Origin of the sequence: Rhodoferax sp., assembly GCF_034520025.1 — a bacterium.
Lineage (GTDB): Bacteria > Pseudomonadota > Gammaproteobacteria > Burkholderiales > Burkholderiaceae_C > Allorhodoferax.
Genome location: NZ_JAXHNZ010000002.1, coordinates 1,455,189 through 1,473,183 on the forward strand (window position 1 = coordinate 1,455,189; position 17,995 = coordinate 1,473,183).

The following is a 17,995-nucleotide window of genomic DNA, read 5'->3' on the forward strand; positions in this document are numbered from 1 at the left end:
GCAACCGTGACGGCAGGGCCAAGAGAAAACAAAAAAGCCGTTGCAAGTACATGCAACGGCTTCTTGAATTTGGCGGAGTGGACGGGACTCGAACCCGCGACCCCCGGCGTGACAGGCCGGTATTCTAACCAACTGAACTACCACTCCTGGTAGCGGTAACCATTTGCTCTGTGTCTTTCGACCCCGAGCCAAGTTGCCTCTTTGCAGAAGCTGTTACCAACTTGTTGCCGTTTACCTCGCGGTAAAACTTGGCGACCCTACGGGGATTCGAACCCCGGTACTCACCGTGAAAGGGTGATGTCCTAGGCCTCTAGACGATAGGGTCAAAACCTAGAAAACTCTTCAAGAAAAAAGCCGTTGATTTAACAACGGCTTTTCAAAATTTGGCGGAGTGGACGGGACTCGAACCCGCGACCCCCGGCGTGACAGGCCGGTATTCTAACCAACTGAACTACCACTCCTGGTAGCGGTAACCATTTGCTCTGCGTCTTTCGACTCGGAGCCAAGTCGCTTCCTTGCAGAAGCTGTTACCAACTTGTTGCCGTTTACCTCGCGGTAAAACTTGGCGACCCTACGGGGATTCGAACCCCGGTACTCACCGTGAAAGGGTGATGTCCTAGGCCTCTAGACGATAGGGTCAAAACCTTGGAACTAATCCGCTTCAGAAGAATTGGTGGAGGTAAGCGGGATCGAACCGCTGACCTCTTGCATGCCATGCAAGCGCTCTCCCAGCTGAGCTATACCCCCAATTTCCTGGTGACGTCGCTAATTTTTGGTTAGCTTTGTTATCAACTTCCGAGCCTCAAATTATATACAAGTTTTTCAGGCTTTAGCAAGTCTCTCCAAAACTTTTGTTTTACCGCTGAGTTCCAGTACGGCATCCAGCGAAGGCGTTTGCGCAGTGCCCATGACCAGCACGCGGACCGGCATCGCCAGCTGGGGCATCTTGAGACTGTGAGCCGCCAACACCTCTTTAATGACTGCTGCAATAGACGCCTTATCCCAGGCGCAATCGGTCAACTTGGCAGCCAGCGCCGCAATCGCGGGCTTAACTGCCTCCGTCACGTGCTGGGCCAGCTCGGCGGGGTCCACCTGCAAATCCGCATAAAACTTGGCAGCCCAGGTCGCGAGCGACACGGTGGTATCACAACGGTCTTTGAGCAAACCGCACACCAGGGGCAAATGGTTGCCGATGACATCGTCTGCCAACTGAACGCCCTGCTTGGCCAACTGCACAGCGACCAGTGGCGCCAAGCGTGCGTTATCCGCCTGCTTGATGTAGTGGGCGTTCACCCACAGCAACTTGGCGGGGTCCCACTGCGCGGGGCTCTTGTTCAAGTGGGTACCGTCGAACCAGCTCACCAGTTGCTCGCGGCTGAACAGCTCTTCGTCGCCATGGCTCCAGCCCAAGCGGGCCAGGTAGTTCAACATGGCCTCGGGCAGGTAACCGCCCTCTTCGTAGGCGGTCACACTCACGGCGCCACGGCGCTTAGACAGCTTCTGCCCGTCGTCGCCCAGAATAACCGGACAGTGGCCGAACTCGGGCAAAGGCGCGCCCAGGGCATTAAAGATGTTGATCTGCCAAGGTGTGTTGTTGATGTGCTCATCGCCCCGGAACACGTGGCTGATCTGCATGTCCCAATCGTCTACTACCACTGCAAAGTTGTAGGTGGGGATGCCGTCGGTGCGCACGATGATGAGGTCATCAATCTCGCGGTTGCTGATGGTGATGGGGCCTTTGACCAAGTCATTCCAGGTCACCTCGCCGTCTTGCGGGTTACAAAAGCGCACCACGGGTTTGACGCCTTCGGGAATGGGAGGACAGGTTTTGCCGGGTGCGGGGCGCCAAGTGCCGTCGTACAGCGCTTTTTCACCACGGGCCTTTTTGGCTTCGCGCACAGCATCCAGTTCTTCGGGAGTGCTGTAGCAGTAATAGGCCTTGCCTTCTGCAATCAGCTGGTCCACCACGGCCTTGTAGCGCTCCAAGCGCTGCATTTGGTAGATGGGGCCTTCGTCGTACTCCAGCCCTAGCCAGCGCATGGATTCCAGAATCTGGTCCACCGAGTCCTGGGTGGAACGGGCCACGTCGGTGTCTTCAATGCGCAGCACAAACTCACCACCAAAGTGGCGGGCATAGGCCCACGAGTACAAGGCGGTGCGGGCCGTGCCCAGGTGCAGAAAGCCGGTAGGCGAAGGCGCGATGCGCGTGCGAATTTTGCTCATGTTTACAGTGTGTTCAAACCACGCGCCAGATCGGCGGTGATGTCATTGATATGGTCCAGGCCCACGGCCACGCGAATCAGGCCCTGGCCGATACCGGCCGCCTGCCGCTGCACTTCCGACAAGCGGCCGTGCGAGGTGCTGGCAGGATGTGCCGCCAGCGTTTTGGTGTCGCCGAGATTAGTGCACAGCGAAAGCACCTGCATGCTGTCTAGCACATGGGAAGCGTTTTTGCGCGCGGTCTCCACGTCCGGTGCCTTCACCTCAAAAGACAGTACCGCGCCACCGCAGCCGGACTGTTGGCGCATGGCCAGCTCGTGCTGCGGGTGGCTAGTCAAGCCAGGGTAAAACACGCGCGCCACTTGCGGCTGGGCTTCCAGCCACTGGGCCAGGGCCAAAGTAGTCTCCGACTGCGCTTTCACACGGAGGGCCAGTGTTTCCATGCCCTTGAGCAACACCCAGGCATTGAAGGGCGCCAGCACCATGCCGCAGGTGCGGATCACGGGCAAAAACATGTCGTCGCGTTGCTTTTGGGTGCAACAAATGGCGCCCGCCATCACGCGACCCTGGCCATCCAAAAACTTGGTGCCGGAATGGATGATGAAATCCGCGCCCATGCTCGCAGGGCGCTGCAACACCGGCGTGGCAAAGCAGTTGTCCACGGCCAAAAAGGCGCCGGCATTGTGCGCAATGTCGGCCAAGGCCTGGATGTCGCACACCTCGGTGAGAGGGTTGGTCGGCGTTTCGGCAAACAGCAGCTTGGTGGTGGGGCGCACCGCGGCCTTCCAGGCCTCGATGTCGGTTTGGGACACAAAGGTCGTCTCCACGCCGAACTTCGCAAACTCGCGGCTGAACATCGGGATGACCGAGCCAAACACCGATTGCGAACAAATCACATGGTCGCCAGCTTTGAGCAGCGCCATGCCCAGCAACAGAATGGCCGACATGCCGGACGAGGTGGCAATCGCCGCTTCGGTGCCCTCGAGCGCCGCTAGCCGGATTTCCATACTGGTGACAGTGGGGTTGCTCACGCGGGAATAGGTAAAACCCTCTTCCTCCATAGCAAACCGCGCAGCGCTGGAGGCAGCATTGTTTTGCACATAGCCGCTGGTGAGGTACAGCGCTTCGGAGTTTTCGCCGTATTGGCTGCGTTCCAGGGCCGCACGCACCGCCAGGGTGTCGCCGTGCAAACCTTCGGGCAAATCAATCTGTTTCATAGGGTCAGTCTGCGTGATTGGGCAGCGCAAGGCGGGAGGTATCTTCCTGGCCTTCTTCAGCACCTACGCGGTTCTCGTTGAGGCGGGCAATGTCGTCCGACGAAATGTCGCCGGTGACATAAACGCCGTCAAAGCAAGAGGCATCAAAACCCGCTAGGTTTTTGCTCAAGGAGCCGATGGCTTTTTTCATGCCATCCACGTCCTGGTAAATCAGCGCGTCGCAACCGATGATTTCACGCACCTCTTCGACGGTGCGGTTGTAGGCCACCAACTCACTGCTGGTGGGCATGTCGATGCCATACACATTGGGGTAACGCACAGGTGGCGCAGCGCTGGCAAGGTAAACATTGCGGGCACCGGCGTCGCGCGCCATCTGCACGATCTCCTTAGAAGTGGTGCCGCGGACGATGGAGTCATCCACCAACAGCACATTGCGGCCCTTGAACTCGCTGGCAATAACGTTGAGCTTCTGACGCACTGATTTTTTGCGCACGCCCTGCCCCGGCATGATGAAGGTGCGGCCCACGTAGCGGTTTTTCACAAACCCTTCGCGGTAGGGCAAGCCCAGCAACTGGGCCAACTGCGCGGCGCTGGGGCGGCTGGATTCGGGGATCGGAATCACCACATCGATTTCGTTCGGCGGCACGGTAGAGATCACGCGCTTGGCCAAGGTCTCGCCCAGGTTCAAACGCGCTTGATACACCGAGATGCCGTCCATCACCGAATCCGGGCGGGCTAGGTACACAAACTCAAAAATACAAGGCATCAGCTGCGGATTCGCCGCGCACTGCTGGCTGTGCACCGTGCCATCTAAGGCGATAAATACGGCTTCACCCGGCTGCACATCGCGCACAAACTGGTGGCTGGTGCCTTCCAGCACCACCGACTCGCTGGCCACCATGTGGGTACCGTCCGCACCCTTGCCCAAGCACAAGGGGCGAATGCCAAACGGGTCGCGGAAGGCCAGCAAGCCATGACCGGCAATGTGGCAGATCACTGCATACGAGCCCTTGATGCGCTTGTGCACCCGTGACACGGCGGTGAACAAGTCTTGGGGCTGCAAAGGCAGACCACGGGTTGACACTTCGATTTCGTGGGCCAGCACGTTGAGCAAGACTTCGGAGTCGCTCTCGGTGTTGATGTGGCGGTGGTCCAGGTTGAACAACTCGGCCTTCAGGGCTTTGGCGTTGGTCAGGTTGCCGTTGTGCACCAGCACGATGCCAAAAGGCGCGTTCACATAAAAAGGCTGCGCCTCTTCTTCGCTAAACGCATTGCCCGCCGTGGGGTAGCGCACCTGGCCCAGGCCGGAGTTGCCTGCCAGAGAACGCATATTGCGGGTGCGGAACACGTCCTTCACCATCCCCTTGGCCTTGTGCATGAAGAACTTGCGGTCCTGCTGGGTGACGATGCCGGCTGCGTCCTGGCCGCGGTGCTGCAAGAGCAACAGCGCGTCGTAGATCAACTGGTTGACGGGTGCGTTGCTAACAACGCCAACAATTCCACACATAGGGTTTCACTCACTCAGGTAAGTACTTGCCAAAATCTTGCGGTAGCAAAGGCTTCAGGCCTTTGAGGACCATGCCGGTTAGCTGCGGGCCGGTGGCTTCTGTCCACCAGACACTGGTGTGCAGCGGCGTCATGCCCACCACCACGGTCACCGCCAACAGCAGCAGCACACCGCGCACCAGTCCAAACCCCGCGCCCAGCATGCGGTCTGCCGGACGCAGCCCCACTGCTGCTACCAATTTCTTGAGCAGAAAGGCCACCAAGCCTCCCGCAAAAATAGACGCTACAAAAACAATCACAAAGCCAGCGGCATAGCGGATCGGCTCGCCGGCTCCGGACATCGACAGATGCGCCGCCACATCGGGCGCAAACCACTGGGCCAACACAAACGCAGCGGCCCAACTCAGGACCGACAACACCTCAAACACCAGACCCCGCCAAGCGCCAACCACCAGCGAGACCAACAACACAGCCAGAAAAATCCAGTCCACAGTGGGCATGGCGGGCTCGCTTTACAGCTCCAGAATGGCAGCAGGCAGGTTCAATTTTTTGAGCTTATCGGCAGCTTTTTGCGCATCTGCCTTGCTGGCAAACGGGCCAATGCGCACACGGGTACGCTGGCTCTCTTTGGCGCCCACCACCTGGGTGTAGGTTTTAAAACCGGCTTTTTCGACCTTGGAGCGGGCTTCTTGCAACTTGGCAGACTCGTTATAGGCGCCCACTTGCACCACGAAACGGCCGGTGTCCGCAGCGGGCTTCTTGTCGCTGGGTTTGTCGGTCGCTTTCACATCGCTCGGCGCCTTGCCATCCAACAAGGCTTGGGCTTTGGCAGCCTCGGCGGCCGCTTTATCAGCGGGCTTGTCCGCTACTTTTTCAGCAGGTTTGGCAGCGGGCTTGGGTTCGGCTTTAGGTTCAGGCTTTGGCTCTGGTTTTGTCTCCGCCGTGGGCTCGGGTTTGGGCTCCGGCTTGGCGACGGCTGCCTTGGTCTCGGTTGCTTTGGGGACCGGCGTGCTGGCCACTGGCGCTGCAGGCTCCTCGCGCTCTTCAATCACCACGCCACTGGACTGAGTGGCCGCAGGTATTACTGGCGCGCCCAGGGGGCGAACTTTGCCTTTGTCTGGAATTTCAATCGGAATGTCTACGGCCATCGGGCGCGGCTGGCTGTCGAACAACAGCGGGAAGCCGACCACGCCAATCAGCACCAGCACCGCAGCGCCCACCAGCCGGTGGCGTGCGCGCTTGCGCATGGCCTCTACGCTCTCGGACGCGGTGGGTGGGGTGGGCTGTTCGTCGCCACCTTTGCGAAACTTGAAAAAGGCCATGAGCGGAAGAGACTTAAGGGTTCAGATGTTTGGCTTGCAGGCGTGGGGTGCCCTGTTGCAGAACGCCGCCCACGGTGTAGAACGACCCAAAGACCACGATTCTATCAGCGGGGTCTGCCGCAGCGATGGCAGCATTCAGCGCCGCCATGGGGTCGGCATGGACGGTGGCCGAAGCATCTTTGCGGGTGTTTTGGGCTTGCCACTGGGCCTGCAAGCTGGCGCCGCTAGCCGCGCGCGGACTGGGCAGGTCGGTGAAATACCAGCGGTCGATCATGGGGCCCACCTTGGCGAACATGGGCGCCAAATCCTTGTCGGCCATGGCACCAAAAATGGCGTGGGTGGTGGGGAAGAAACCCATGGCATCGAGGTTGGCCGCCAGCGCCGCCACCGAGTGCGGGTTGTGTGCCACGTCCAGCACCAAACTGGGCTGGCCGGGAATGATCTGGAAGCGCCCGGGCAGCTCCACAAAGGCCAGCCCGTTGCGAACGGCCTGCGCCGTGACCGGCAGGCGCTCGCGCAGGGCGGTCAGTGCAGCCAGCACGCCCGATGCGTTGACCAACTGGTTGGCACCGCGCAGCGCCGGGTAAGCCAGCCCGCTGTAGCGGCGCCCGCGCCCGGCCCAGCCCCACTGCTGCTTGTCGCCGGAGACATTGAAGTCGGTGCCCACCGTCCACAGGTCCGCGCCTATCTCCAGCGCGCGGTCCAGCACGCTTTGCGGCGGCACGGGGTCGCTCACCACCACCGGGCGGCCGGTGCGCATGATGCCGGCCTTCTCGCGGCCAATCGTCTCGCGGTCCTTGCCCAGCAGCTCCATGTGGTCGAGGTCGATGCTGGTGATGATGGCGCAGTCAGTGTCGACGATGTTGACCGCATCCAGCCGCCCGCCCAGGCCGACTTCGAGGATGACCGCGTCCAGCCCCTCTTGGGAGAGCGCCCACAAAATGGCCAGCGTGGTGAATTCAAAATAAGTTAGCGCGATTTCGGCATCTTTTTGGCACCTGGCGCTCTCCACCTCTGCGAATGCAGCTACAAATTTGATAGCAGGTGCCGCCTCGTCCAGCAGTCGCATGCGCTCTTCAAAGTGCACCAGGTGGGGCGAGGTGTAGACGCCCGTCTTGTAACCCGCCTGCCCCAGAATGCTCTCCAGCATGGCGCAGGTGGAGCCCTTGCCGTTGGTGCCCGCCACGGTGAACACCGGGCAGTCAAACCGCAGCCCCATGCGCTTGGCTACTTCTTGCACCTTGCCCAGACCCAGCTCGATGCCGTTGATGCCCTTGGGGTGCATGGACTCGATGTAGCCCAGCCAGTCGGCCAGAGAAGATTGCGCGGTCAGGGGAGAAAGAGAAGGGGTGTGTTCCATAGCGGGCGCCATTGTCGCCCACCGGCAATGCACTGCCACAATAGAGGGATGACCATTCTTTACGGCATTCCCAACTGCGACACGGTAAAAAAGGCCCGCACCTGGCTGACCGAGCACCATGTCATCCACGAGTTTCATGACTTTAAAAAGCAGGGCGTGCCCGCCGACCTGCTGCCCGGCTGGATACGCGCCGTGGGCTGGGAAACGCTGGTGAACCGCAAAGGCACCACCTGGCGCAAGCTCGACGAGGCCACCCAAGCCGCCGTGGTGGACGCCACTTCGGCCGCCCAACTCATGCTAGCGAACGCCAGCGTCATCAAGCGCCCGGTGGTGGTGTGGGCCGACGGCACCGTGACCGTGGGCTTCTCGGACGCGGCCCTCCAAACCCGGGTGACCTAAAATTCCGCCCTCTTCTCTTTACTTTTCCACGTTTGACCATGACCACGACCCACTTTGACAACGTTTCCGTCACCACCAAAGCCAATGTGTACTTCGACGGCAAGTGCGTGAGCCACGGCTTTACCCTGGCGGACGGCACCAAAAAGTCGGTCGGCGTCATCCTGCCTGCCACCCTGACCTTCAACACCGGCGCCCCCGAGATCATGGAATGCGTGGGCGGCAGCTGCGACTACAAACTCGACGGCAGCGACGTGTGGGTCACCAGCGGCGAAGGCGACAAATTCAACGTGCCCGGCAACGCCAAGTTCCAAATCCGTGTGACGGAAGGCCATGCCGCCTACCACTACATCTGCCACTTCGGCTAATTTGCGGATTACTCACCGGTTCAAGCCCTGAGCGATTTACTCCTGATTTCATAGCTACCCGCGCATATTGTGCGGGTGCTACCGCCCGATTAAGGCCTTAAACATGTCAAACACCATCCTGCAAAACATCCCCGTCGGCCAAAAGGTCGGCATCGCTTTTTCCGGCGGCCTGGACACCAGCGCTGCCCTCTTGTGGATGAAGCAAAAGGGCGCCCTGCCCTACGCCTACACCGCCAACCTGGGCCAGCCCGATGAGGCCGACTACGACGAGATCCCGCGCAAGGCCATGGAATACGGCGCCATCAAAGCCCGCCTGATCGACTGCCGCCCCCAACTGGCTGCTGAAGGCATTGCCGCGCTGCAAGCAGGCGCCTTCCACATCACCACCGCCGGCCAAACCTACTTCAACACCACGCCGCTGGGCCGCGCCGTAACCGGCACCATGCTGGTGACCGCCATGAAGCAGGACGACGTCAACATCTGGGGCGACGGCAGCACCTTCAAGGGCAACGACATCGAGCGCTTTTACCGCTACGGCCTGTTGACCAACCCCGCCCTCAAAATTTACAAGCCTTGGCTGGACCAACAGTTCATCGACGAACTGGGCGGCCGCTCCGAGATGAGCGCCTTCATCACCGCCAACGGCTTTGGCTACAAGATGTCGGCTGAGAAGGCCTACTCCACCGACAGCAACATGCTGGGCGCCACGCACGAAGCCAAGGACCTGGAGTTTTTGAATAGCGGCATCAAAATCGTCAACCCCATCATGGGCGTGCCCTTCTGGCGCGACGACTGCGTGGTCAAAGCCGAAGAAGTCAGCGTTACCTTCGAAGAAGGCCGCCCCGTCGCCCTGAACGGTCAGCGCTTTGACGACCTGGTGAGCCTGATCCTCAAGGCCAACGAAATCGGCGGCCGCCACGGCCTTGGTATGAGCGACCAGATCGAAAACCGCATCATCGAAGCCAAGAGCCGCGGCATCTACGAAGCCCCCGGCCTCGCGCTGCTGTTTATTGCCTACGAGCGTTTGGTCACCGGCATTCACAACGAAGACACCATCGAGCAGTACCGCGAAAACGGCCGCAAGCTCGGTCGCCTGCTGTACCAAGGCCGGTGGTTCGACAGCCAGGCCATCATGCTGCGCGAAACCGCCCAACGCTGGGTCGCCAAGGCCGTGACCGGCACCGTGACCATGGAACTGCGCCGCGGCAACGACTACAGCCTGCTCAACACCGAAAGCCCCAACCTCACTTACGCGCCCGAGCGCCTGAGCATGGAAAAAGTGGAGGACGCACCTTTCAGCCCGCTGGACCGCATCGGCCAACTGACCATGCGCAACCTGGACATCACTGACACCCGCGCCAAGCTGGCGGTGTATTCCAACGCCGGCCTGCTGGAGTTGGGCAAGGGGGATGATTTCTTGAAGTTGGGTAATTAAGCCGCTTCACCAAACCCCAAAGACAAAGCCCGCCGAGTGGAAGCCTGGCGGGCTTTGTTACTTGTGCACGGACGTCAAACGGGTTTGCCCGCCAAAGGCCACAAACCCCAAGGGGCATACGGCACTATGTGCGAACCAGACGGTTACACATACCAAACCGGCCGCTAGCCCCTTTAGAATATGCGCTCGCCGCTATCAAAAACATAGTAATAAAAAACACATCCCACCGCGCCAACTGCCGCACAATTTTTAATTTCACCAAAGTTGCCGTTTTAATTGATAAACACGGGGCTCGTGAATTACACTAGCTTGGCCCATTCACCCACTAGGAGTTTCAGGATGACTATTGCCAGACGCCCTCTCGTTGCAGCAGCATTGGTATGGATGGCAGCCCTGCCGGCTGCACAGGCTTTAGAGCCGGCCAAAGGCAAGGTGATCCTGACGGTTACCGGCAAAGTGGCAGACAAAAACAGTGCAGAGGGTGCCGCCTTCGACCTGGCCATGCTGGAGAAGCTGCCGCAGCAGACCTTCAGCACCAAAACGCCTTGGGACAAAAACCCCATCAAATTCAAAGGCCCTTTGTTGCGCGATGTGTTGGCAGCGGCCAAGGCCAGCGGCACCACACTCAAGGCCACCGCCCTGAACGACTACCAAACCACCATTCCGCTGGATGACGCCACCAAATTTGACGTGATCGTGGCGCACCAGATGAACGACCAGCCGATTCCTGTGCGCACCAAGGGGCCGCTGTTTATCGTCTACCCGTTTGATACCAAGGCTGAGCTGCGCTCTAACGTGTATTACGAGCGCTCGGCCTGGCAACTGAAGTCGATTGCTGTGGACTAAGGGGACCCGTTGAAAGGCTCTAGTAAAAACAGGCGCTACCTGCTGTGGCTGGCCGTTGGCACCGGTGTGCTGGCGGTGGCCATGGCTATTTTGTTGGGTCTGCAAATTACCCAAAAGCAGGCGATTGAGCGGGCGAACGACCTGCGGGCAGACTCGGTCACGGCGCTGGTGTTCCAGTTTGAGCGGGAGTTTTTGCGCTTCCGCCAGGCTCTGGAGGCCACCGTGGTCCGCCCCGATGCGCCGGATGTGGACAACCTGACCTTGCGCTACGACCTGTTTTTGAGCCGCCTGACGCTGCTGCGCGAAAACCCGACCACCGAGCTGATCACCCAGCGCCCGGAGTACCAAACCGCCATGCCCCACTTGGACGAGCTGATCGCCCAAGCCGACCAAGTAATGGCCGCCAACCCGCTGAATAAAAAAGACCTGGCCACCCTGCTGGTGGCGTTCAACGCCATCGGGGTGGATGTGCAGGCCTTGAGCTTTGCCGCCAACTCTGAAGTGGCGGCCCTGCTAGAGAGCCAGGACAAGACGATGCTGCAGCAAAACAACGAGATCATTCGCCTGACCTTGGCGCAGCTGATCTTTTTGCTGCTGGCAGCGGGCGCGCTGGCGTGGCGCCAACGCCGCCAGGAGCAAGAGCGCCAGGCTCTGGAAGACCTGACCCACGAGCTGCGCGAGGCCCATTTCCGCGCCGAAGCGGCCAACCGTGGCAAAAGCCAGTTTCTGGCGAACATGAGCCATGAGCTGCGCACCCCTTTTAACGGGATGCTGGGCATGATGAGTCTGCTGGAGAGCACACCGCTCACGCCGGTGCAGGTGGATTACATCAAGACCGCCAAGGGGTCCGCCAACCACCTGTTGACGCTGCTGAACGATATTTTGGATGTGTCTGCCCTCGAGGCCGGCAAAATGACGGTCAACCCCGAGCCGGTGCACCTTACCGCCCTGCTGAGCGAGGTCAATGCGCTCATGAACCCGCTGGCGGTCGAAAAGCAGCTGAAGTTCTCTATCGTGGTGCAAGCAGACCTGCCCCCCTGGGTGCTGGCCGACGCCACCCGCCTGAAACAGATTTTGTTCAACCTGGTCAGCAACGCGCTCAAGTTCACCGAGCATGGCAGTGTGACGCTGACCATCGTGCCCCGCCCGCGCACCGACGGCAATACCGGCCTCGCCTTTTTAGTGGAGGACACCGGCATCGGCATGGATGACCATGTGCTTTCGCGCCTGTTTCAGCGCTTTTACCAGGTGGACGGCGGGCTGGCACGCAAGTTTGCGGGTACAGGCCTGGGGCTAGAGATTTCGCAAACGCTGGCCCGCATGATGGGCGGCGCTATTGAGGTAGAAAGCACACCGGGCAAAGGCTCGGTGTTCACCTTGCACCTGCCGTTTACTACCTGCCCGGCACCGCCCCAGGCGAGCCCCACGCTGGCGATTCAGGCCCTGGTCAAACCAGCGGCGCCCCCGGGTGCCGCCAACCCCGCGCCGGACGGCGCTGCGCCGCTGGATGCACTGCGCGTGCTGGTGGCCGAAGACCACCCGGTGAACCGCAAATTTGTGGGCATTCTGCTCGACAAGATGGGATGCAAAACCACCTTTTGCGAGAACGGCCAGATCGCGGTAGAGGCCGCGCAGCGCGAGGTGTTTGACCTGGTGCTGATGGATGTGCACATGCCCGTGATGGACGGGCTGACCGCTACGCGCATCATTCGCGCCATGCCGGGCGCGATGGGCCAGGTGCCCATCATTGTGCTGACGGCCGATGTGATGAACGACGCCAAAGAACAAGCCATGGCCGCAGGCGTGAACGATTTTGTGACCAAACCAGTGCAGATCGGCCAGCTGCAAGCCGCGATGCAAAAGTGCCTGGCTGCAGCCCCGGTGGCGCAGCCAGCCAGCTCAGGCCTTGCGGCGCAGCCCTAGCAAACCGTGGCTCGGCAGGCCGCGCTGCAGGTAATCGAGGGCAATAGGCTCCAAGGCAGAGGCCTGAATACCCAAGGCTGACAAGCTGGGCACGGTGCCGCTGGCCACGTTGTCAACCTTCATCGAGTCGAGGTTGTCGCGGCTCATGAGCGGCTCGCCGGGGGCGAGCTGCATCAGAGCGGCTTGCAGGCGCCCCGCCCACTCCGGCAGCGGGATGACCGGGCGGCCACGCCCCTCGGCAATGCCGGCCCACACGCCAGCACCATGAACCAGCTGGCCCAAGGTGTAGACCTGCGGGCCACAAGCCTCCCACACGCCCACCGAACCTTGCGCCGCGCGGGCCTGCACCAAGCGCAGCACGGCGGTGGCAACGTCTTCCACCCACACCGGCTGAAAGCGCGCATGGGCACCGGCCAGCGGCATGAAGGGAAACACTTGTTGGAGCTTGGCAAACATATTCAAAAACTTATCCTCCGCACCAAAAATGACGCTGGGGCGCAGCACAGAGACGGCCAAGGCCGGGTGGCGCAGCGCCAATTCGCCCTGTGACTTGCTGCGCAGGTAGCGCGAGGGTGCAGCCTGGGGTTGCTGGGGGTTGGCACCGAGCGCGCTGGCGTGCACCACGTGCGGCACACCAACCGCCACCGCAACGCGGGCGAGGCTGGCGGGCAGGTCTACATGCACCCTCTGAAACGCGGCCTCTGTGCCGTGGAGAATGGCCACCAGGTTCACCACCGCGTCGTGCCCCGCCAGCGCCTGCTGCAGCGCCGCCGGGTCGTGCACATTGAGCTCCGCCACAGTGACGGTGGGTAGGGTTTGCAGCTCACGCGCATTCCGCGCACGGCGTGTAGCCACCGTGACGGTGTAGCCCTGTTTAACCAGCTTCTGGACCACGTGGCTCCCGACAAAGCCGGTACCACCAAGAACAAATATGTTTTTCATGCAGATAGGTTAGCCCCTTCGGGCACCTGACTGCAAGGCAGGGGTTTAGATCACCACCGGCTCGGGCTCCAGCAAGATGCCGAAACGCTCATACACACTGGTCTGAATGGCTTTGGCTAGCGTCATCACCTCGCCGCCGGTGGCGCCGTTGCCGTCCACCCCGGCACCGCGGTTTACCAGCACCAGGGCCTGCTTGTCATACACGCCGGCTTGGCCCACAGATTTGCCTTTCCAACCGCACGAGTCGATCAGCCAGCCAGCAGCTAGCTTGACCGAGCCGTTGTCGAGCCGGTAGTGCACTACTTTGGGGTCGCGGGCGATGATGTCTTCGCACTGCTCGGCGGTGACCGTGGGATTTTTGAAAAAGCTGCCGGCGTTGCCGATGACTGCGGGGTCCGGCAACTTGGCGCGGCGCACCTCGCACACCCAGTCGTAAATCTGGCGGGCGGTGGGCTCGGTCACGCCGTGCTCGGCCATTTTGCGCTCAATGTCGGTATAGCCGAGCACCGGCTTCCAGACTTTGGGCAGGGCAAAGCGCACCCGCAAAATCAGGGCACGGTCTTTGAGCCCCAAAGCCTGGTGCGAATCGGCATCGCCGCTGCTGGCGTGCTTGAAGACGGAGTCGCGGTAGCCAAAAGCGCACTGGGCGGCGTTCAGGGTGAATACTTGGCCGGTCTGCAGGTCGATAGCGTCCAGCGAGTCAAAGCGGTCTTGCAGCTCCACCCCGTAAGCACCCACGTTTTGCACTGGCGAGGCGCCAACGGTACCGGGAATCAGGGCCATGTTTTCCAGGCCCGGCAGGTGCTGATCCAGGGTCCAAGTCACGAAGTCGTGCCAGTTTTCACCAGCGCCGGCTTCCACAATCACTGTCTTGGCGGTTTCGCCCACCACCCGGCGCCCCATGACCTCGACTTTGAGTACCAAGGGTTTTACGTCGCCAGTCAACACAATGTTGCTGCCGCCACCAAGCACAAACTTGGGCACAGCGGCCCACTCAGTATCAGCCAACAGTTGGTGGACGTCTGCTTCACTGGTGATTCGGGCCAGAGCCTGGGCTTTGGCCACAATGCGGAAGGTGTTGAACGCCTGAAGGGGAATGTTTTTCTCGACTACCATTCCCAGATTGTCTCATTGCATTTTTTAGAGCGAGCCCCATGCCCTCATTCGATACCATTTGTGAAGCCGACCTGGTCAAGGTCAAGAACGGCGTAGAAAACACTGCCAAAGAAATCGGCACCCGCTTTGACTTCAAAGGCACCGCTGCCAAGATTGAAATCAAAGACAAAGAAATCACCTTGATCGGCGATGCGGAGTTCCAGCTCGACCAGATTGAAGACGTATTGCGCAACAAACTGACCAAACAGGAGGTCGATGTGCGCTTCCTGGACCGTGGCGATGTCCAGAAAATGGGCGGCGACAAGGTCAAGGTGGTGATTAAGGTGCGCAACGGCATCGAGTCCGAGTTGGCCAAGAAAATCCAGCGCCTGATGAAAGACAGCAAACTCAAGGTGCAAGCTGCCATTCAGGAAGAAAAAGTGCGCATCACCGGCGCCAAGCGCGATGACTTGCAGGCTGCCATGGCCCTGATCCGCAAGGATGTGACCGATATCCCTTTGACTTTCGACAACTTCCGCGACTGATGCGCACCGCCGCCCGCTTGCTGTTGGCCCTGTTGCTGGCCCCCGCTGCATGGGGCCAGACAGTCGCCATTAACGGGACGCTGGGCGACAAGGCGCTGCTGATTGTGGATGGCGGCTTTCCCAAAAGCGTGGCCGTAGGTGCCACGCATATGGGAGTGAAAGTGGTGTCCTTGCAGGGCGACTCGGTGGTGGTGGAGATTGCCGGCAAAAAAATGTCCCTGCGGGTTGGCGATGCGCCAGCGAATGTGGGCACCGGGGCAGGCCAGCCTGCGAGCGGCAACCGGGTTGTGTTGGCGGCGGGGCCAGGTGGTCACTTTATGTCGGATGGCCAGATCAATGGACGTATCGTGCGTTTCATGGTGGATACCGGCGCTACCGCTGTGTCTATCAGCGCGGCCGAAGCCGACCGTATCGGGCTCAAGTACCAAAACGGTGACCGTGTGCAAATGAACACTGCGAATGGCGTGGTGCCCGGTTGGCGCATGACACTGAACAACGTCCGCTTGGGCGATGTGTCAGTCAGCGGCGTAGATGCCGTCATCACGCCGGCTTCGATGCCCTATGTGTTGCTGGGCAATAGCTTTTTGGGCCGTTTCCAGATGAACCGCACCAACGACCAGATGGTTTTAGACAAACGGTTTTGAGCCCGATGACCGCCGTGCGAGACGAAAACGCTTACGAAGACTTGTTGGGCCAGTGGTCTGACCTGGAGTCTGGCCTGGGCGTTATTCTGGGCAGCCCTGCAACCACCCAGCAATTTGCCTACCGGGTGGTGCAATACGACCGGTGGATGCAGGGCCTGCTGCAACGCGATCCGGATGTGGGCCTGTACCTCTTGTTTCAACTGGCTAGCAATTCGCCGGTCGGGTACAGCGCCTCGCACGCACTGGTATGCGCGGTGCTGTGCCACATGGTGGGCACCGAGTTGAAGCTGCTGCCCGCGGAGCGCAACAGCCTGGTCCACGCGGCACTGACCATGAATGTGGCCATGACTGCTTTGCAAGACCAGTTGGCTACCCAAACCGAGCGGCCCAACCAGGCCCAGCAAGACGCCATTCGCGCTCACCCGATCAAGGGCGCCATGATGTTGGCGAACTTGGGGGTGTCGGACGACGCGTGGCTGGAAATCGTGTCCAGCCACCACGATGATTCGGTGGACCGCAATACCGGCGACGAAACCCACCGCACCCTGCTGTTAACCCGGATTTTGAAGGTCGTGGACCGCTATGCGGCCATGATCAGCCCGCGCGCGTCTCGTACCGGGCGCAGCGCCACCGAATCAGCCCGCTCGGTGATGGCGCGGGCAACTGCGGGGGTCGATGAAATCGGACAGGCGCTGATCCGCTCGGTGGGCTTGTGCCCTCCCGGGACGTATGTGCGCCTGGAAAACGATGAACTGGCGGTGGTAGTGCGCCGCAGCAGCACCGCCAATGAGCCCTTTGTGGTGGTGATCGGCAAACCCAGCGGCGAGTTTCACAACGTGCCGCGCTTGCATGCGACCGGCAACTCCCCACCGAAGATCCGCTCTGCCCTGCCCGCGGTGGCGGTGCGCACGCCACTGAACCACTTCTATTTGTTGCAGCTGGGCAGCCAAGCCCTGAGCATGGCCTGAGGCCGCCGGCCAGCGGCGGCCACGCCGGCGGTTTACTTGCCGGCTTCTTTTTTCTTGCCCAGCTTGGATTCGGTGCCCTTAACCAGGCGGGAAATGTTTTCCGAGTGGCGCCAGATCAAGAAGATGGACATCACCGCCGTTGACAGCAGCAGGTTGCGATCGGTAATCCAGGCGACACCGTCGCCAAAGGCGTAGTAGGCCGGTGCGAACAAGGCCGCCACCAAAGACGCCAACGACGAGTAGCGGAAGGCATAGGCCACGACCAGCCAGGTCAGGCCGGTGGCCAAAGCCAACCCGCCACTGGTAGCCACCAGTACACCCATTGCCGTGGCCACGCCCTTGCCCCCTACAAACTTGAAGAACACCGGATACAAGTGTCCGATGAAAGCCGCAAAGCCTGCCAAGGCCATAGTGCCCTCGCCCAAGCCATAAGGCTGGCCCCACCACTGGATGGCCGCCACCGGCAACCAGCCTTTGACGGCATCAAGCAGCAGCGTGACCACGGCCGCAGCTTTGGAACCGGAGCGCAGCACATTGGTGGCGCCAGGGTTTTTGCTGCCGTAGGTGCGCGGGTCGTTCAGGCCCATGACGCGGCTGACGATGACAGCGAACGACAAAGACCCGATGAGGTAGGCGGCGACAGTTGCCAACAGGGGGTACAACACAGAATTCAAAACAGGTTCTCCAATCACTCTTCCAGCGCGCACTGTACAGGCTTGGCGCCCAGTAACTCCACACAAACCTTGGGATCAATCCCTACGAGGTACCCACGCCGGCCGCCATTGATGCAGATGCGAGGCAACTCAAGAATGCTGGACTCGATGAACACTGGCATCGTTTTGCGGGTGCCAAAAGGCGAGGTACCACCGACCAAGTAGCCGCTGTGCTTGTTAGCAACTTCCGGGGCACAGGGCTCGACCGATTTGACGCCGATTTGCCGCGCCAGATTTTTGGTGGATACCTTGCGGTTGCCGTGCATCAGCACCACCAGGGGCTTGGCGTCCTGGTCTTGCATGATCAGGGTTTTGACCACGGTAAACGGATCAAAACCCAGCACCGCCGCGCTGTGCTGAGCGCCACCATGTTCTAGGTACTCGTAAGGGTGTTCGGTGAACGCTACCTTGCGAGCTTTGAGCAGCTGGGTGGCGGGGGTTTCAGAAACGTGGTCTTTTTTGGCCATAAGGGCGTATTTTCATACGCCTTGCGCC

At 60.5% G+C, this 17,995-nt stretch carries 18 protein-coding genes and 5 tRNA genes; 8 read left to right on the forward strand and 15 right to left on the reverse strand.

The window, feature by feature from the left end; genetic code table 11:
- Positions 1-70 precede the first annotated feature (70 nt).
- From U5L73_RS15225 to folC, 11 genes are all read right to left on the reverse strand, one after another.
- A tRNA-Asp gene (locus U5L73_RS15225) sits at positions 71-147 on the reverse strand.
- A 102-nt stretch (positions 148-249) separates the two neighbouring features.
- Positions 250-325, reverse strand: a tRNA-Glu gene (locus U5L73_RS15230).
- A 59-nt stretch (positions 326-384) separates the two neighbouring features.
- Positions 385-461: transfer RNA gene (locus U5L73_RS15235), tRNA-Asp, on the reverse strand.
- A 102-nt stretch (positions 462-563) separates the two neighbouring features.
- Positions 564-639: transfer RNA gene (locus U5L73_RS15240), tRNA-Glu, on the reverse strand.
- Positions 640-671: 32 nt separating this feature from the next.
- A tRNA-Ala gene (locus U5L73_RS15245) sits at positions 672-747 on the reverse strand.
- A gap of 75 nt (positions 748-822) precedes the next feature.
- Complete coding sequence (gltX, locus tag U5L73_RS15250) at positions 823-2,223, reverse strand: glutamate--tRNA ligase (protein ID WP_322563131.1); 1,401 nt, start codon at positions 2,221-2,223, stop codon at positions 823-825.
- Positions 2,224-2,225: 2 nt separating this feature from the next.
- Positions 2,226-3,437: an O-succinylhomoserine sulfhydrylase gene (locus tag U5L73_RS15255; protein WP_322563132.1), complete on the reverse strand. Its 1,212-nt coding sequence runs from the start codon at positions 3,435-3,437 to the stop codon at positions 2,226-2,228.
- A gap of 4 nt (positions 3,438-3,441) precedes the next feature.
- Entirely contained in the window at positions 3,442-4,944 is a 1,503-nt protein-coding gene (gene purF / locus U5L73_RS15260; protein WP_313873786.1) for an amidophosphoribosyltransferase, read from the reverse strand.
- Positions 4,945-4,954: 10 nt separating this feature from the next.
- Positions 4,955-5,443 (reverse strand): CvpA family protein, encoded by a 489-nt coding sequence (locus tag U5L73_RS15265; RefSeq protein ID WP_313873787.1) that lies wholly within the window; start codon positions 5,441-5,443, stop codon positions 4,955-4,957.
- A 12-nt stretch (positions 5,444-5,455) separates the two neighbouring features.
- Positions 5,456-6,265 (reverse strand): SPOR domain-containing protein, encoded by an 810-nt coding sequence (locus U5L73_RS15270; protein WP_322563133.1) that lies wholly within the window; start codon positions 6,263-6,265, stop codon positions 5,456-5,458.
- 13 nt (positions 6,266-6,278) lie between these two features.
- Entirely contained in the window at positions 6,279-7,625 is a 1,347-nt protein-coding gene (gene folC, locus U5L73_RS15275; RefSeq protein ID WP_322563134.1) for a bifunctional tetrahydrofolate synthase/dihydrofolate synthase, read from the reverse strand.
- A 48-nt stretch (positions 7,626-7,673) separates the two neighbouring features.
- Between folC and U5L73_RS15280 the strand changes: the two genes are divergently transcribed.
- From U5L73_RS15280 to U5L73_RS15300, 5 genes are all read left to right on the forward strand, one after another.
- Positions 7,674-8,024: an ArsC family reductase gene (locus tag U5L73_RS15280; RefSeq protein WP_322563135.1), complete on the forward strand. Its 351-nt coding sequence runs from the start codon at positions 7,674-7,676 to the stop codon at positions 8,022-8,024.
- Between the two features lie 38 nt (positions 8,025-8,062).
- The gene (locus U5L73_RS15285) at positions 8,063-8,389 is read left to right on the forward strand and encodes a pyrimidine/purine nucleoside phosphorylase (RefSeq protein WP_138514678.1); all 327 of its coding nucleotides are present in this window, start codon (positions 8,063-8,065) and stop codon (positions 8,387-8,389) included.
- 103 nt (positions 8,390-8,492) lie between these two features.
- Entirely contained in the window at positions 8,493-9,824 is a 1,332-nt protein-coding gene (gene argG, locus U5L73_RS15290; protein ID WP_322563136.1) for an argininosuccinate synthase, read from the forward strand.
- A gap of 339 nt (positions 9,825-10,163) precedes the next feature.
- The gene (locus U5L73_RS15295; protein WP_322563137.1) at positions 10,164-10,670 is read left to right on the forward strand and encodes a molybdopterin-dependent oxidoreductase; all 507 of its coding nucleotides are present in this window, start codon (positions 10,164-10,166) and stop codon (positions 10,668-10,670) included.
- 9 nt (positions 10,671-10,679) lie between these two features.
- A complete protein-coding gene (locus tag U5L73_RS15300) occupies positions 10,680-12,593 on the forward strand; it encodes an ATP-binding protein (RefSeq protein WP_322563138.1) in 1,914 nt (637 codons plus the stop codon).
- Here U5L73_RS15300 and U5L73_RS15305 read toward each other — a convergent pair.
- Both U5L73_RS15305 and murB read right to left on the reverse strand, forming a co-directional pair.
- Positions 12,570-13,535: a complex I NDUFA9 subunit family protein gene (locus U5L73_RS15305; RefSeq protein WP_322563139.1), complete on the reverse strand. Its 966-nt coding sequence runs from the start codon at positions 13,533-13,535 to the stop codon at positions 12,570-12,572. The genes U5L73_RS15300 and U5L73_RS15305 overlap by 24 nt on opposite strands.
- Before the next feature lie 45 nt (positions 13,536-13,580).
- The gene (murB, locus tag U5L73_RS15310; protein ID WP_322563140.1) at positions 13,581-14,651 is read right to left on the reverse strand and encodes a UDP-N-acetylmuramate dehydrogenase; all 1,071 of its coding nucleotides are present in this window, start codon (positions 14,649-14,651) and stop codon (positions 13,581-13,583) included.
- Between the two features lie 38 nt (positions 14,652-14,689).
- Between murB and U5L73_RS15315 the strand changes: the two genes are divergently transcribed.
- Genes U5L73_RS15315 through U5L73_RS15325 form a run of 3 tightly spaced genes read left to right on the forward strand, consistent with a single transcriptional unit; the run spans position 14,690 to position 16,787 of the window.
- A complete protein-coding gene (locus tag U5L73_RS15315) occupies positions 14,690-15,175 on the forward strand; it encodes a YajQ family cyclic di-GMP-binding protein (RefSeq protein WP_322563141.1) in 486 nt (161 codons plus the stop codon).
- Complete coding sequence (locus tag U5L73_RS15320) at positions 15,175-15,819, forward strand: retropepsin-like aspartic protease (protein WP_322563142.1); 645 nt, start codon at positions 15,175-15,177, stop codon at positions 15,817-15,819. The genes U5L73_RS15315 and U5L73_RS15320 overlap by 1 nt, the downstream gene beginning before the upstream one ends.
- 5 nt (positions 15,820-15,824) lie before the next feature.
- On the forward strand, positions 15,825-16,787 hold the full coding sequence (locus U5L73_RS15325) for an HD-GYP domain-containing protein (RefSeq protein ID WP_322563143.1): 963 nt from the start codon (positions 15,825-15,827) through the stop codon (positions 16,785-16,787).
- 32 nt (positions 16,788-16,819) lie between these two features.
- On the opposite strand, the gene plsY is transcribed toward U5L73_RS15325, so the two are convergent.
- Positions 16,820-17,461, reverse strand: a complete 642-nt coding sequence (gene plsY, locus U5L73_RS15330) for a glycerol-3-phosphate 1-O-acyltransferase PlsY (RefSeq protein WP_322563144.1) — start codon at positions 17,459-17,461, stop codon at positions 16,820-16,822.
- A 14-nt stretch (positions 17,462-17,475) separates the two neighbouring features.
- Positions 17,476-17,967, reverse strand: a complete 492-nt coding sequence (locus U5L73_RS15335) for an aminoacyl-tRNA deacylase (protein ID WP_322563145.1) — start codon at positions 17,965-17,967, stop codon at positions 17,476-17,478.
- Positions 17,968-17,995 lie beyond the last annotated feature (28 nt).

Coding starts and splice junctions, on each gene's coding strand:
- argG (WP_322563136.1), top strand. CDS start 8,493: ATGTCAAACACCATCCTGCAAAACATCCCCGTCGGCCAAAAGGTCGGC.
- folC (WP_322563134.1), bottom strand. CDS start 7,625: ATGGAACACACCCCTTCTCTTTCTCCCCTGACCGCGCAATCTTCTCTG.
- U5L73_RS15315 (WP_322563141.1), top strand. CDS start 14,690: ATGCCCTCATTCGATACCATTTGTGAAGCCGACCTGGTCAAGGTCAAG.
- U5L73_RS15270 (WP_322563133.1), bottom strand. CDS start 6,265: ATGGCCTTTTTCAAGTTTCGCAAAGGTGGCGACGAACAGCCCACCCCA.
- U5L73_RS15320 (WP_322563142.1), top strand. CDS start 15,175: ATGCGCACCGCCGCCCGCTTGCTGTTGGCCCTGTTGCTGGCCCCCGCT.
- U5L73_RS15325 (WP_322563143.1), top strand. CDS start 15,825: ATGACCGCCGTGCGAGACGAAAACGCTTACGAAGACTTGTTGGGCCAG.
- U5L73_RS15295 (WP_322563137.1), top strand. CDS start 10,164: ATGACTATTGCCAGACGCCCTCTCGTTGCAGCAGCATTGGTATGGATG.
- murB (WP_322563140.1), bottom strand. CDS start 14,651: ATGGTAGTCGAGAAAAACATTCCCCTTCAGGCGTTCAACACCTTCCGC.
- gltX (WP_322563131.1), bottom strand. CDS start 2,223: ATGAGCAAAATTCGCACGCGCATCGCGCCTTCGCCTACCGGCTTTCTG.
- U5L73_RS15305 (WP_322563139.1), bottom strand. CDS start 13,535: ATGAAAAACATATTTGTTCTTGGTGGTACCGGCTTTGTCGGGAGCCAC.
- U5L73_RS15265 (WP_313873787.1), bottom strand. CDS start 5,443: ATGCCCACTGTGGACTGGATTTTTCTGGCTGTGTTGTTGGTCTCGCTG.
- purF (WP_313873786.1), bottom strand. CDS start 4,944: ATGTGTGGAATTGTTGGCGTTGTTAGCAACGCACCCGTCAACCAGTTG.
- U5L73_RS15335 (WP_322563145.1), bottom strand. CDS start 17,967: ATGGCCAAAAAAGACCACGTTTCTGAAACCCCCGCCACCCAGCTGCTC.
- U5L73_RS15280 (WP_322563135.1), top strand. CDS start 7,674: ATGACCATTCTTTACGGCATTCCCAACTGCGACACGGTAAAAAAGGCC.
- U5L73_RS15285 (WP_138514678.1), top strand. CDS start 8,063: ATGACCACGACCCACTTTGACAACGTTTCCGTCACCACCAAAGCCAAT.
- U5L73_RS15255 (WP_322563132.1), bottom strand. CDS start 3,437: ATGAAACAGATTGATTTGCCCGAAGGTTTGCACGGCGACACCCTGGCG.